The organism is Roseibium litorale (assembly GCF_014842915.1).
GTDB classification, from domain to species: Bacteria; Pseudomonadota; Alphaproteobacteria; order Rhizobiales; family Stappiaceae; genus Roseibium; species Roseibium litorale.
Genome location: NZ_JACYXI010000012.1, coordinates 35,876 through 50,700, shown reverse-complemented (window position 1 = coordinate 50,700; position 14,825 = coordinate 35,876). Strand labels below are relative to the sequence as shown.

Sequence of the window (14,825 nt, the reverse complement as noted above, 5' to 3'; positions counted from 1 at the left end):
TTCCAAAAAAGAAGAAAGCCACCGCAGCGCGAAGAGCTGCGGTGGCAGAAGGATCAGAACGTCACGCGGTAGGTCAGAGCGATCGTGCGGCCGAGACCCGGCACCTCCGCTCCGCGCACAGCGCTGGCAACCGGGTTGACGTAGCTGGTGTCAAAGACGTTCCGCACCGCCAGCGACAGCTTGCCCGACTTGCCGAAATCCTTGGACAAGCCGAGATTGACCAGTGTCACTTCCGGCAGGTCCTGCGAGGTCACGTTGCGGCCGGACAGATACTCGACCTCGGCCCGGGCCATGATGTCGTACATGAACCGCATTTCGCCAAAGACGTTGATCTTGTAATTGTTCGGAATGCGGTTGTTCGGCAGATATTCCCCCGCTTCGATCTCGCCGTCGCCATCGGCGTCATACTTGCCCTCGACATAGGAGAAGACCGTGCCGAGGGTCAGATTGTCGAGCACATCAGCTGAGGCACTGGCATCCACCCCCCAGATCAGTTCCTTCTGCTGGGAGACCTGGTTGGTTGTCACGTTGTAGGAAACACCGTTTTCCGAGGTCGAGAGATAGGCGCTGACCATGCCCCGGAAGCGGCCCCAGTCTCCCCGGAGACCGGCTTCATAGGAGTTCACGAGCTGCGGCTCGGGCGCAATGGACGCGTAGTTGATTGCGTAGGTCGGCGAGCCGGAGCAACCATAGGCTGCCGCCAGCGCGCCGTAAGCTGCGCAGATCTCACTGAGGCTATTCACGCCGGCCCGCCGCGTGAAACTGCCGATATCCGTCAGCGAATAACCCTGCGAGAAATTCGCGAAGGCTTGAGCCTCTTCGGTGATGTCGAACACAGCGCCGAGGTTGAAGGTCGGCGAATTGTAATTGAAGTCGCCACCGGTCACGTTGACCGCTGGCCAGAGCGTGTAGGCGCTCGATGACCGGTACTGGACCGCCGCCGGGCGGACGAAGTCATCCACAGTCAGGAAAAACTGGTCGAACCGCGCGCCGCCCTGCAGGGTCAGGCGGTCGGTCACCGGAACTTCCAGCTGGGCGAAGGCGCCGATCTGGTTCTGGGTCATCGGCGAAATGACCGTCGTGCCGTCTGTCAACTCCTGGGTGGTGTGGTCGTAGGTGTAGTCGATGCCCCAGGTCAGGTTCGCACCCTGGCGCAGCCAGTCGACGGCGCTGTTCACCGTTGCGTTGATACCAGCGCGCTCGCTGTTCAGAACGCTCTGGTTATAGGGCGAAGTCGGGCTGGTGCGGTTGCCAGAATAATAGACGATCGAGTTGACGGAGGAGAGCGTGTTGAAGGGGCTCTGCTTTTCGATCGAATTGTAGAACGCTGTCACAGCGAGTTTGCCGAGGGCAAAGTTCTCGTCGGTGAACTTGCCGGTCAGATACTTGGAATCTTCCTTCAGCGGATCGCCCACATAGGGAGACGAATAGTCCGGCGACACCGGAGAGGTGTTGTAATTGGTCAGCCAGTCCGGGTTCTGCTCCAGATAGGTCCAGTCAAAGCTCAGGTCGAAGCGGCGGCCCTCGTTCTCATATCCCAGCTTGGTGAAAAGGTTACCTTGCTTCGTCCGGTCTGCGCCGCCTTGGCCGAGCATGGCATCGGAGGCCATCTCCCGGCCCTGGCCGTCGTAGGCCTTGCGGGTCATATCGCCGGATACGGAGAAGAAATAGTCGAATTGCCGGATCCGGCCTTCCACATTCGCGCTAACCTGCGGAGCAATGGAATTGCCGATGTCCTGGGTATAGGCGGAGACCCCGGTCGTGATGGTGGTGCGGATTCCGTCTTCCAAGCCGCGCTTGGTGATGAAGTTGATCGTTCCGCCCGTCGCGCCGGCGCCATAAAGACTGGAAGAGCCGTTGACGACCTCAATCCGCTCAATGGTCGACAGATCGATCATGGAGAGGATGCGGGAGTTGTCGCGCAGCGGCGTGTTGCGCGGCACGCCGTCGACCATGATCAGCACGTCGCGGCCGCGGAAGGTTTCGGAAGCACCGGACAGGGTCTGGTTCGACGGCGCGAAGCCGGGCACAAGCCGGGCGATCAGATCAGCCGCATCGGTGGAACCGAAATTGGCATTCTCGATCTGCTCCTGGTCGATGACGACGACGGATTGTGCCAGCGTGCTGATTTCGGCCTCGTTGCGGCCTGCCGTAACAACGATCTGATCGAGCGTCGTTGCCGTCCTGGTGTCGCTACCGTCCTGGGCCAAGGCTGGAAGTGCCGAAAGAAGCGCTGTCGTCGTCAGCGCAAGTGTCCTGATATGCATAGCTGGCTGCCTGTCGCGTGAAGTGTTTGGAGAAGTCTGCGGTGGCTTGGCCTGAGACCGGCCTGGCTATGCAATTTTGCGGATACATACCTCATACTTATCTCAAATATTCAAGTTTATTCTCGCTGTAACTGATTGCTTTAGTTGCAGTGTTGCAATCACGTCACATTTTCGCCACAGATCAACGGATTGAGAAGATCCGTGCCGAGCGCAGGCAAGGGACGCTGCGCTGCATCGCCATAGCCGATCGCAAAACGCACCTTGTTGATGCACACCCGCGGCATTGCGGGATTGAACAGGTCGAACATCCTGTGCCGCTCGGCGAGATCCGGATAAGCCTTTAGATAGGCCTGAAGCACTCCGGACAGCAGCGCGTAGAACCGGTCTTCGGCAAGAACGCCGCAAGCGGCCAGCCGCGACGAGAAAAACCGCAGCACCGTGACGAAATGCGCCGTCTGGATGTTGTGCACGATATAGGCCGGCGGCTTTGACGGCAGCACGGCCCGCACCTCATCGGGCAGTCCCGCTTGTTCCGGAAAGGGCACATTCACCAGATCCACGTCCCCTTGCAGATCCTTGATGGCGATGCCCGCGGGAACGTCCCGCTCCAGCACCACGGTGATGTTCTGGCCATGGGCGATGAAGCCCGTGCCGAAGCGGCAGAGCATGTGGTAGAGCGGCACCACGCTGACCTCGAACAGGCGTTTCAGCCAATCCTCGAAGGCCATCCCTGCGCGCTGCGCATGGGCAACCGCCAAAGGCCGCCCGTCCGCATCCGGATGCAGCAGCGCCGCGTAGAGACAGGCCCGGCGGTGCGGTCCCACCCGGGCAGAGGCACTGTCCCGCCAGATCACACCGAGCGTCTCGCCGTGCTGATAGGGCGCATCCGTCATCTGGCCGAAGAGCGGATGGCGGTACCAGATGCCCCGCGATTCCCTCAGGATCGTCACATGCCGGGCGAGCAGCTCATCCGAGGCGACAATCCCCTCCAGCCAGTCCGACAGGGCAGCGCCAATGGCAATGTATTTGCCCGGAATGCCGCGCCAGGCGGAGGTGTTCAGGATGGTCAGCGCCACCTTCACATCCGCCGCCCCCGGACGGTCAATGCTGGTCAATGTGCGCAAGCTGGGACCGGCCACGAAGCGGCCGCCAAAACTGCCAAGGAACACCAGATCACCCGTCGCCAGATCGCCGACATAGGCCTGCTGGATCACATTGTCCCACTGCCAGGGATGAACCGGGATCAGCGTATGGGTCTCCAGGCAGAGGCCTTTGTCCGCCAGCCGGGAGAGCAGCTTTCCAGCCTCGCTCTCCCCCAGCTGCTGGGTGAGAAATGCCGCCTCATCCCCCTCCCCGCCTGTCCGGCAGTTGGTCCTGGCTGCCGCCAGCCAGAGAAGAGAAAAGGGTTCGGCAGATTCCGGCGCATAGCGGGCGGCATCCTCCGCGCCCCAGCCAAGACGGCCCTTGTTGGCAACCGCCTTCGGGTGGCCTTCGAGAAGGCCGTGCAGCACATGCACCGGCAGATCCAGAAGCCTGTCTGCACTGAGCCCAGCGGTCTTCTGCCGCAGGACCAGGTCCTGCCGCAAGGTGTTGGACAGTTCGCGCAGGAAGGTCGCCAGCGTTTCGGGCGCCATGCCCAGTTCGGCCCGCGCATCCAGGGTGAATTGCAGCGGTGAGGGTGCGCCTTCCGGCTCCCGGCGGATCGTGCCGCTGCGAGTCAGGAGATTGCCCCAGGCGCCTGTGGCCGCCTCGAACCGCCAGGTCACGCCGGAGGCGAGCGGCAGGACGTAGCGCCCCTCACCTTCCGCTTCCGGGACCAGAACCTCTTCATAGGTCAGCTCGTCCAGCATCTTGGCAAGAGCCGTCCAGCAGACCTCCTCCCACAGTTTCTGGGCGGCTGCCCTGCTCTCCGCCGGTGAACTCAGCGCAAAGGGCGCGTTCATAGCCGCACCTCGGAGAAGAAGCGGTCGCGGGTGCAGCGCATCAGGGCCGAGCGCTTGTGCGGGAAGTCGAACTCCCCGACCTTCTCATAGCCGACCTCCGCCGCGTAACTGAGCAGCTTGGCATTGTCGACACGCGGCTCGCCCATGATATTCTCAGTCATGGGGCAATCGAGGAAGAGATAATGGATCAGCCCGCGCAGCCAAGCGCCGGTCTTGGCGCGGCCCAGATGCTTGCGCTCACCGATCAGCCCGTGCCAGGCCCGGTCCCAGGGCCCGCTGTCATAGAACGGCCCGAGCCGGTCTTCCCGCACCCAATAGGTTTCAAAGTAACCGGCGTCCTCGCCGTTGAAGCAGCCGATCAGCGGATAGGTGTGGGGCCGCGCCTCAAAAGCCGCGAGATAGTCGCGCAGCTTCGGCTTTTCCCAGGCCAGCTCCCAGAAATAGGCGACCCGGCCATCGTTCATCCAGCGGTGGAAGGTGTCGAGATCCCGGTCGATATCGACCGTGCGGAACGAGACGGTCACATCCGCAACCGGATCGTAGCGCTCATAGACCACGCCTTGCGGATGGGGCGGGCGCAGCGGATGGTCCCGGCCATCCGGGCCGGGTACAAAGCCGGTGCGCAACCGTCCGGACGGCGTATGCCCGAGCCAGAGCTGATCCGTCTGGTAGAAGCCATCCCGGCGAACTTCGAGACCACAATCCTTACCTTGGGCCACCGGATGGGCGAAGGGCAGATCGCGCAGGGTAAGCGCTGCGTGCCCAAGATCGAGGATCAGCCGGTCGAGACCGCCGTTTTGCGCGAAGACCGCTTCCAGCGCCAGAAGCGCCGCGCCGGGCACCTGCTCCGGCGCTGGGTCGGCTTCGTCAAACTTTAGGGCCAGCACTGGCGTATCCCCCGCAGAGGACAAACGGGCATTTGCAAAAGGCTGGCCGGCCAGAAGAAGCTTCACACTGTCCGGGGCGTCCGGGCTCGCTGTTAGAGCTGGGCCATTGCCGGGAGCTAGACGCAGGCGGGCGCTGGCATATCCGGCGTCCTGCACGGGTGTGTTTGCAGCGGCGTGAAAGTTCATCAGACTGTCTCCGGTGTTTGGGATGCCGTGTCCGCTGCGCGCTTCAGCGCCAGCAGCGGGTTCGGGATTTCAAGAAAGCTGGCGAGCTGGCCCGAGCCGTCGCCCGAGGCCTCGTTCACATTGCTGAGGCTGGTGCGGTAGTTGCCCTTGCTGACCCAGCTTGGCCGGTTCAGCAGAAACTCGTAGAGGCTGGTATCGCCTTGGCTTTGCGCCTTTTCCCGCTCCAGAAAGGCGAGCAGGCAGCGGTTGGCCCGCTCCTCGGAAATCAGGCCGTCCAGCACGAGCGTGGCGATGACGCTCATCACGTTGTTGACGATGACGTAGTAACAAAAGAGCCCGTCGCCGAGCTCCGGGCTCAGCACATTCCCGGCGTTCTTGCCAATATCCGGCAGATGCCGGGCCAGCATGTCGTGATGGGTGGTCAGATGCCCCGTGCCCTGGCAGTCGCGCAGCCACAGATGGGCGGGCCAGCCCTCTTCAAGAGCGATCGTCATGTTCTGCTGGTGGGCGCCGAACAGAAGGCCGTAGCGGGCGCGGATTTCCAGAAGCGGATGGATCGCCACGTCCAGGAAGGTCTGAAGCCAGCTTTCCGCGAGCGCTTCCGTGTCACCGCCCTCACGCGCTGCGCGGGCAAGAACCAGCGCGCCCAGAGGCGACGGCCTGTCCGGGCGCTGTTCGCACAGGCTCGCCATCATCACCGGGCCGGGAGCAGCGGCATTGCGGAACGGATTGTCACGCAGGACGACGAAGCTTTCCTCTAGCGCCTCGCCTTCCCGGTCCTTCAGCGCCACATAGGCAGGCTCGCGCAGGATCGAGACCTGCGGGAAGTCTTCCGTCAGCGCGGCGCCAATGGGGCCATCCAGCAGTTCGGCCAGCTGAAGCCCCCGCTCCACTTCCTTGCCGGCCAAGGTGCGGCGGGAGTTGGTCAACCTGAGGGACAAGGAGAATTTCAGCATCGACGGCGCGTGCCAAGCATGAACGCCCCGGAAAGAGCCGGTTGCCGCAAAAGACTGGCCAAGTTCTCCCAGAGGCTTGAGCCAGCCGTCGCGGATGAGCGTTATCACCTCCGGCCGGGCCAGAAGCTTTGGCGCCTGGAACGGATGCCAGGGCAGCGGCACGAAACCGTCTTCCGGCTGGCGCAGGGTTTCCGGCAACGAGGGATCGCTGCCAGCAAGCGAACGGAGCATCTGTTCCGCCGGGATCAGCGTGCCGCTGGCAAGAACCAGGACGGAGCGGTGCGCCAGGCACCAGAACAGGGGAAAGCGCCCGCCAAGATCCGGGGCAAAGCGCCGGGCTTCTTCCAGATCCAGACCGTCGCGGCTGCGCGGATTGGGGTGGGTCGCATGGCCGCCGGTCAGCGCCTGCTCGCCCTCTTGGAAATTCCAGTCCGACGCCAAACCGGGAGGCGTCCGCAGCCGGAAGGCCTCCTCCACCGCCAGATGGCTATCCACGACCCGCTGCAGCAGCTTCATCTGCAAATCCGGCTCTCCGGCGCTGGCCACAGGGTCGGTAACAAGCAGCGAAAGAGCTGTTGCAAGCGGAACCGTCCGAAGACTGCCATCGCGCCCCAGGAGACAGAAGGGCAGACCCACGGCAACCCGGAAGGCGGTGCGGGCGGGGGCATGGACCAGCAACGCATCGCCACTGGCCAGCGGCAGGGTCAGGATCTCGCCGCCCTCAGGGGTAAAGCCCTCCGGCAGATTTGGTTCAAGCGCTGACCGTTCGGCCGGGCCGAGCGGACGCCAGCCGTCCCATTCGCGCAGCAAGGCATTTAAAAAGGCGCTTGCGGCGGAATGGCCGGCCAGCGCCGCTGCGCTCATGGGCAGTATTTGCGGTTCGGCGGGCACAATCCGTTTTGTTGGCAGAAGCTGGTTCATGCCGTTTCCTCGTCACTTCAGGATAGGGTGAGGCCCCTGCCCTCAAGGGCATAGGGGCGGGCAGCATTAGCTGGCGGCGCGGGTCATGGGGGTTTCGTCCGGCAGCCGCTTCGGCCAGTCGACCAGCTCCGGTCCTGCGCTGACGTCGAACACGTCCTGCCCTGTCAGCGCGTTGATGATCACGGCACTGCGCCAGGCCATCAGGCTCATCTGCGGATCAACGATGCCGTGGGAGGACAGGCCGAGATTGAGGCCGAACAGGCTGACGCCTGCCGGGCCGTCCCACTGGATCCGGTAGCTGGCATCCAGCACCGGCAGGCCGTTGGCGTCGAGATCCATCCGGGAGCGCAGCGGCTCGAGACAGGCGGGAAGCGCCGGTCTTGCCCCGGTGGCAAGGATCACAATGTCGGCGTTGTAAAACTCGTCCCCGCCGCTTGGCAGGGCGCGGGTGCGCAGCAGAAAACTGCCGTTCTGCCGGTCCATGGCCTCAAGGTTACGGCCCGGCAGCAGAGAAATGCAGTTCTCGCCCATCAGGTGCCGCCGCCGGTAGATCTCCGCAAACAGCGTATCGACCGTTATCGGCGTGATGCCGTCGCTCGCAAGCTTCTGACCGGAAATCTCGCTCCGCCGGGCGTCGTCATTCAGGGTCTGATAGGCAGAGACATAGCCAGGCGTGAACACCTGATCGACAAAACCGCCTTCTTCCAGCGGCGAAAACCGCGCCAGATTGCTGATCCAGCTGACATGCGCGGGCGCGCCCTCGGACCGGGTCAGCAGGTCGAGAACGATTTCCGCCCCCGTCTGCCCACCGCCAATGACCGCCACGCGTTTGCCCGCAAAGCTGCGCGGGTGGCTCAGATAGGTTCCGGCATGGAAGCAATCCGGCCCGACATGTGGCGCGGTGCAAGGCGGAAAGAAGGGCATCATCCCCGCCCCCGCAATCAGGTTCCGGGTCAGCTCCGTCCGCCCGCCCGCAAATTCCAGCCGGAGGCGGTTGCCGTCGAGACGCACGGCGCTGGCCTCCTCGCCAAAGACCAAGCTCTCCAGCCGCCCACTGACCCATTGCAGATATTCATTGAATTCCATCCGGGTCACACCAGTAAAACGGCCGGAGAGGAAATCGTAAAACCGCTTCTTCTCCACCAGGAAGGCGGTGAAGGAATGCGGACTGGTGGGCAGAACCGGTGTCACCAGATCCTTCAGGAAGGAGGTTTGCAGGATCGAACCGGGAAACATCAGGCCCTGGTGCCAGGCAAACTTCTGCTTCTTTTCAAAGAAGCGCGCCTCAATGCCCTGCACATGGTCGAGCAAGGCGGCGATGCTGAGATTGAAGGGGCCAACACCGACACCGGCAACATCAAGCACGCCCTTTGGCGCGGCGGCAGGCGGGCGCATTTCGAGAACGGGAGTCATTCAGATGCTCCTTTACGGACAGCAGTTGTGGGAAGAACCGGATCAAGTGACAGGGAGCTGGAGGGCTCGCGGCCTCGCCTCTCCCGGCCCACGGCAAGGACAGCGGCCAAAGATGGAAGGGCTGCCAGAGCCGCCATGATGGTGAAGACGACAAGGGCGCCGTTCAGATCCGTCCCGCCAAGGGCGCCGCCCAAAAAGGCGCCGGCGGCGAGCCCGGCAAACTGAACGCTGCTGAGCCGCGTGGCGGCAATCGTGCCCCCGGCCCCGCCCTGGTTCTGCTCTCGGCCAAGCTCAATGGTAAAGGCCGTGTTGGCGCCCAGCGCCGCCGAAACACCTGCGGCCATCAGCGATGCGGCGGCGGCGAGAACCAGCAGACTGTTTGCTGCCGACAAGAGGCCGAGGCCGAGGGCGCACAGGACAGCGCCCGCCAGACGGCCCAACTGCAGGCGCGGGCCGACGAGGCGCTCAAGACCAAGCTGAACAGCCAGACCGGTTGCCACCGCAGCCGCAAGACAAAAGCCTGCCGCACCCGCCGCCGCCTCGGCCCCGAGCCCGAGCCGGGAGGCGATAACCGGGCCGAGCAGAACATAGGACGCACCGGCGGCAAGCTGCAGAAGGAAGCCGAAGGCAAGCGGGCCGGAAAGCGGCCGCCATCGGAGAGCCGCCCGCGGCGCACCATTGGCTGCATCAGCCATGACCGCCGGGCTCTTCTTCAGCCGCGCGCCGCCAGATCCCGCCTGGCGCAGGAGAACCATCAGAGCGGCGAGATAGACCGGCAGCGGCAGAACCGCAGGCACCCAGGGGCCAAAGGCAAGCAGAGGCGCGATCAGCGCATTGCCGGCCAGACGGCCAAAGCCGTTCATGGCATTCACCCGGCCAATGTGACCGGCAAGCGTGCCTCTGCCCGCGCCGCCTGAACCGGATGGCCGGGCCGGCAGCAAACCGTCAGCGCTTTGGACCAGCGGCAAAAGCGCGGGCGCGCTCAGGCTGAACAGCAGCCGCCCAGCGGCCAGCAGGGCAAATCCCGCCGTGGCATCAATAAGATCCCGCGCCACCAGGAAAAGGCTCCCACCCATGAGCACGACCCCGGCGCAGGCGCCGGTCAGGGCTGCGGACAGCGCCAGGCGCAGCCCAGCTGCCGCCGCCGCCCTGCCCCAGAGGGGAACGGCAGCTGCTGCAACCAGAAGTCCCAGGCCGACGAGCGCGCCCAGAACGGCAAGCGGGACGCCATAAAGCGCCTGCAAGACCGGAACCAGGGCGATAAGCGCCGCCTGATGAAACGCATTGGCCCCGAGAGCCAGCATCAATGCCCGCATTCGTCACCTTGGGATTGTTCGAAGGTACAATTTCAGGTTTTAACGGATCGAACTAATACCTGAGTCAAATACTCATGTAAATATGATTGAGGCAGGTTTCCGTTGCCCTGCGGCCGCCGGCCGAAGCCCCCGGCTTGCGCAAACCCGCACGGCATCTGCATTTCCGGCACTCCGGCAACCCCGTAAATTTGGTGGGAAAAGTAGAAGCAGGCGGCGGGCTGCGCCTGCCTGCAGAACCTGGACCAGCAAGCAGGCCCAAACGGTTATTTGAGTGGCAGGGTATTTGCCGAAGCCGCAGGAAATGCCACACTGCTTTTCCCGCCTCTCAAGTCATCGTTTTCCTCCTGCCCTCCTCATCATCCCCCATCGCCGGTCACTTTCTGGAGTTTGACGCATGACAGCTGTCATTGAGCTGGCGGACTACCCGGCTTGTCTTGGCCGCAGAGGCCGGGTCCCCGACTGGAGCAAACGCCTGGAAGATATGAAATGAAACGTCCGCCCTTTGTCATCTCGATCCAGAGCCAGGTGGTCTTCGGCCACGTGGGCAATTCCGCTGCCCTGTTTCCCATGCAGGCCGCCGGACTGGAAGCCGCCGCCATCCCGACCGTGATCTTTTCCAACACACCGGATTACCCGACCCTGCGCGGTCAGGCGCTGCCGCCGGAGTTCTTTTCCGATCTGCTGCAGGGAGCCCGTGAGCGCGGATTACCCGAGCGGGCGAGCTACATCGTCAGCGGCTACATCGGCTCCGTGGAGGTTGCCAAGATGACCGCAGACTTCGTGGCCGAGGCCAAGGCCCGCAATCCTGACCTGATCTACCTGTGCGATCCGGTGATGGGGGATGAGGGGCCGGGCCTTTACGTGCCCGAAACAATCGCCGATGTCATGCGCACCCGGCTTCTGCCCCAGGCGGACATTGCCACGCCGAACCCATTTGAGCTGTCCTGGCTGACGGGCCAGACGATCAGGTCAATCGATGACATCCGGGAGGCGAGCCGCCTGCTTGGCGTTTCCCCGTCCACCCGGCTGATCGCGACCGGCTGCGCCTTGGAAGATACGCCGGAGGGCCATATCGAGAGCGTCATCATGGGACCGGACGGCCTCAGCCGTCACCCCACCGAGCATCTCCCGATCGCCCTTCCGGGAACCGGCGACCTGTTCGCCGGGCTGATCATCGCCGGGCTTGGCCGTGGCTTGCCCTTTGAGCGATCCGTTGAGACCGCCCAGACACTGACCGCCCGCGCCCTGCGCCACGCAGCCGCTCTCGGCGCTGGCGAAGTGGTGCTGAGCGAGCCTTCTTTCCGGGAAGCCCTGCTGACCCTGACGCCCTAGCCGCTTCGCAAAACGAAGAGCCAGACGCCAAAAGACCCCGGCCAGCAGCAGCTCGCCGGGGTCTTTTTGTTTTAATTGACCTCAGTTCTCGACGGAGAAGCAGAGGTACTTGATCTCCACATAGTCATCGATGCCGTATTTGGAGCCTTCGCGGCCAAGGCCGGACTGCTTGACGCCGCCGAAGGGGGCCACTTCCGTGGAAATCAGACCGGTGTTGATGCCGACCATGCCGGTTTCCATGCGTTCGGCAACGCGCCAGATGCGGTTGATGTCGCGGGAATAGAAATAGCCGGCCAGACCGAATTCGGTGTCATTGGCCAGATCCAGCGCCTCTTCTTCGGTGTCGAAGCGGTAGAGCGGAGCCAGCGGGCCGAAGGTTTCCTCGGTGGAGATCTTCATCTCCGGCTTCATGCCGGTCAGCACTGTCGGCTGGAAGAAAGTACCGCCCTTTTCATGGGGCTTGCCACCGACTTCTACCTTCGCGCCTTTCGCCAGCGCATCCTTCAGGTGATCTTCCACCTTCTCGACAGCGGACTTGCTGATCAACGGACCGACTGCGGCGTCCTTGTCGGCAAGGCCATCGCCGACCTTGAGCGCGGCAACCTTCTTGGCCAGCTTTTCAGCGAAGGCATCATAGACGCCGGACTGGATATAGATGCGGTTGGCGCAGACGCAAGTCTGGCCACCATTGCGGAACTTCGCGATCATGGCGCCGTCGACAGCAGCATCAACATCCGCATCGTCAAAGACGATGAACGGTGCATTGCCGCCCAGTTCCAGCGACATCTTCTTGATGGTCGGCGCGCACTGCTGCATCAGGATCGTGCCGACGCGGGTTGAGCCGGTGAAGGAGATCTTGGCCACCTTCGGATTGCGGCAGAGCTCCTCGCCGGTCTCAGCAGCAGATTTCGACGGGATGATGTTGAAGACACCAGCCGGGACCCCTGCCCGCTCGGCCAGAACCGCCATGGCCAGCGCAGAAAGCGGTGTCAGCTCGGCCGGACGGGCGACGAAGGTGCAGCCTGCGGCGAGCGCAGGCGCCACCTTGCGGGCAATCATGGCATTCGGGAAATTCCAGGGCGTGATCGAGCCGACAACGCCGATCGGCTGCTTCAGGATCACGATCCGCTTGTCGCGCTGGTGGCCTGGGATCGTATCGCCGTAAACGCGCTTTGCCTCTTCTGCGAACCACTCGATAAAGGACGCGCCATAAAGGATCTCACCCCGCGCTTCGGAGAAGGGCTTGCCCATTTCAGCCGTCAAAATGGTGGCGAGGTCGTCGGCATTCTCCACCATGAGCTCGAACCATTTGCGCAGGATCGCGCTGCGCTCCTTGCCCGTATGCGCGGCCCAGCCCTTCTTGGCCGCATAGGCGGCGTCGATGGCAGCCGTCACGCCCGGAACGTCAACATGGGTCACGTTGGCGATCACTTCGCCCGTTGCGGGATTGGTCACCTCGAAGGTTTCCCCGCCCTCGATCCACTTGCCGTTGACATAGGCCTTGGTGGTCAGAAGTCCGGGGTCTTTCAACGTCAGCATGATGTCGTCCTTGAATTTTACAATCACTTCAGTCCGGACTGTATCCGCCAGATCGAATGCTGCACAGCCGGTCTTTCAGATAACCGGCGGGATACGCATTTGTTCCGTTCACTGGGCAGAAATCTGGCCCTTCCCAGCCCTGTGGCAGGGGTTGGACAGAGGCGGGTCACAGAACGGGCGGCAAACGGCGTATTACCGGCTGAGACTTGACGACGGCGGTGCTCGTTTCCGCCTTCTCAGCAATCTTGTCCAGAACCTGGTCGAGCTCCTCCATGGAGCGCACATGCATCCGGACCACGAAGCAGTCCTCCCCCGTCACCTTGTCGCATTCGGTGATCTGCGGGGTGTCCTGCAAGGCTTTTTGAACCACATGCAGATTTCCCGGCAAGGGGCGGACGCGAACGATGGTCTGAAACAGATATCCCAGCGCCTTCGGGTCCACATCCAGCGTGAACCCGCGGATCACGCCGTTTTCCTCCAGCCGCTTCAACCGGTCGGACACACCGGGAGAGGACATGCCGACCCTGGCGGCCAGCTCCTTAAGCGGCAGCCGGGCATCCTCAAGCAGGGCTTCCAGCAGACAGCGGTCGACATCATCAATCTTCATTTCTAAGGCTTCTTAATTTTTTTACCTAAATTTCGAGCTCATATTAGCGCAACGATCTTACTCAGTCCATGGAGAGCAGCGCAGCGATCTGAGATCCTGAGGTCACTTAGAAACTGGAGTGACCAACATGAAATCCGAGAATGTTCACGGCGGGCTTGAAATGACGGCAGCAATGCTGATTTCAGGCACCATCGGCTGGTTCGTCCTTCAATCGGGACTGCCTGTGCTCCAAGTGGTGTTCTGGCGCTGCGCCATTGGACTGCTTGCCCTTCTTGTCATCTGCTGGAGCCTTGGCCTGTTTGCAAAGGCCCGTTTCACATTGCCTCTCCTTGGCCTCGCGGTGGCCGGAGGCGTTGCGATCGTTCTGAACTGGCTTTTGCTGTTCGAGGCCTATCCCAGAGCCAGTATTTCCGTGGCAACCGTCGTCTACAACACGCAGCCCTTCATGCTGACGGCCATCGGCATGACTGTCTTCGGGGAGCGGCCAAGCCTCCAGAAAACCGGCTGGCTGGTGATTTCCTTCCTGGGGGTGGTTCTGATCATCAGCAGCCGCCCGGAGAGCGCCCATGGAACAAGCTACGTGGGGACTGATTACGGCACGGGCATTGCCCTGGCTCTCGGGGCTGCGGCGCTCTACGCCATAGCAGCGGCGGTCACCAAGAAGCTGCGGGGCATCCCCCCTCACCTGATTGCCCTGGTTCAGGTTGCCACCGGCATGGTCATCCTGGCGCCCTTCGCCTCGTTCAGCGACCTGCCGCAGACGGGGGCTGCCTGGGGCAGCCTGATCACCCTTGGCTTTGTGCATACGGGTATCATGTATGCGCTGCTCTATGGCGCGATCCAGAAGCTGCCAACGACCTTGACCGCAGCGCTCTCCTACATCTATCCGCTTGCCGCCATCGCGGTCGACCGGTTCGCGTTCGGTGTTGAGCTGCAGCCGGTGCAGATTGCCGGTGCGGCGGCCATCATTCTTGCGGCGGCAGGCGTCTCGCTTGGCTGGCGGCTTCTGCCGCTTCGCACGGCAAGCCGGTGCCAATGGAGCGGGCCGGCAGGCAGGACGGGAAACTGCATATTGATCTCACACCTCGCCGCTGCGCCTTCCCGGACGAAGCGCAGCGGAGATCCGGGATCTCCCGTCTGATGACTATGCTGAAAATTGCAGGTCGCGGCTCAAGGCCGGGGCGGCGCGGAGAACACTTCTGAAATCCGGGTTTGTCAGCAGTCAAAAACCTTCCAAACCCTAAGACCTCTAGGATCGTCGGAGTAGACGGCTTTCATCCCCGCGAAGGCGGGGACCCAGTAACCAATTGAGATGTCTTCTTTTTCCCAAAAACGTGACCCACGGGATACTGGATCCCGGTCTTGGCGCTCATACGCCAAACCGGGATGACCTCGAAAGGTTTTTCCTTCGTCAGCAGTCAAACGCCTCCGGCAAGGATCTGCCGGAGGCTATTGTGC

10 protein-coding genes are annotated in these 14,825 nt (G+C 62.8%); 2 read left to right on the top strand and 8 right to left on the bottom strand.

Annotated elements, in window-relative coordinates; genetic code table 11:
- Positions 1-53 precede the first annotated feature (53 nt).
- The 6 genes from IG616_RS17175 to IG616_RS17150 form a co-directional block, all read right to left on the bottom strand.
- Positions 54-2,267, bottom strand: a complete 2,214-nt coding sequence (locus IG616_RS17175) for a TonB-dependent receptor (RefSeq protein WP_192149407.1) — start codon at positions 2,265-2,267, stop codon at positions 54-56.
- 158 nt (positions 2,268-2,425) lie between these two features.
- Positions 2,426-4,210: an IucA/IucC family protein gene (locus IG616_RS17170; protein WP_192149406.1), complete on the bottom strand. Its 1,785-nt coding sequence runs from the start codon at positions 4,208-4,210 to the stop codon at positions 2,426-2,428.
- A complete protein-coding gene (locus IG616_RS17165) occupies positions 4,207-5,283 on the bottom strand; it encodes a GNAT family N-acetyltransferase (protein WP_192149405.1) in 1,077 nt (358 codons plus the stop codon). Before IG616_RS17165 ends, IG616_RS17170 begins: the two co-directional genes overlap by 4 nt.
- Positions 5,283-7,160, bottom strand: a complete 1,878-nt coding sequence (locus IG616_RS17160) for an IucA/IucC family protein (RefSeq protein WP_192149404.1) — start codon at positions 7,158-7,160, stop codon at positions 5,283-5,285. Before IG616_RS17160 ends, IG616_RS17165 begins: the two co-directional genes overlap by 1 nt.
- A gap of 66 nt (positions 7,161-7,226) precedes the next feature.
- Positions 7,227-8,573 (bottom strand): lysine N(6)-hydroxylase/L-ornithine N(5)-oxygenase family protein, encoded by a 1,347-nt coding sequence (locus tag IG616_RS17155; protein WP_192149403.1) that lies wholly within the window; start codon positions 8,571-8,573, stop codon positions 7,227-7,229.
- On the bottom strand, positions 8,570-9,889 hold the full coding sequence (locus IG616_RS17150) for an MFS transporter (protein ID WP_192149402.1): 1,320 nt from the start codon (positions 9,887-9,889) through the stop codon (positions 8,570-8,572). The genes IG616_RS17155 and IG616_RS17150 overlap by 4 nt, the downstream gene beginning before the upstream one ends.
- A gap of 486 nt (positions 9,890-10,375) precedes the next feature.
- Here IG616_RS17150 and pdxY point away from each other — a divergent pair, with 486 nt between their 5' ends.
- On the top strand, positions 10,376-11,221 hold the full coding sequence (gene pdxY, locus IG616_RS17145) for a pyridoxal kinase (protein ID WP_192149401.1): 846 nt from the start codon (positions 10,376-10,378) through the stop codon (positions 11,219-11,221).
- 81 nt (positions 11,222-11,302) lie between these two features.
- On the opposite strand, the gene IG616_RS17140 is transcribed toward pdxY, so the two are convergent.
- Together IG616_RS17140 and IG616_RS17135 are read right to left on the bottom strand one after the other, a co-directional pair.
- The gene (locus IG616_RS17140; protein WP_192149400.1) at positions 11,303-12,760 is read right to left on the bottom strand and encodes an NAD-dependent succinate-semialdehyde dehydrogenase; all 1,458 of its coding nucleotides are present in this window, start codon (positions 12,758-12,760) and stop codon (positions 11,303-11,305) included.
- Between the two features lie 166 nt (positions 12,761-12,926).
- Positions 12,927-13,367 carry an Lrp/AsnC family transcriptional regulator gene (locus IG616_RS17135; RefSeq protein ID WP_192149399.1) on the bottom strand — a complete coding sequence of 147 codons (441 nt, stop codon included), beginning with the start codon at positions 13,365-13,367 and terminating at the stop codon, positions 12,927-12,929.
- A 127-nt stretch (positions 13,368-13,494) separates the two neighbouring features.
- On the opposite strand from IG616_RS17135, the gene IG616_RS17130 reads away from it, so the two are divergent.
- Positions 13,495-14,508: a DMT family transporter gene (locus tag IG616_RS17130; protein ID WP_192149398.1), complete on the top strand. Its 1,014-nt coding sequence runs from the start codon at positions 13,495-13,497 to the stop codon at positions 14,506-14,508.
- The last annotated feature ends 317 nt before the right edge of the window (positions 14,509-14,825 follow it).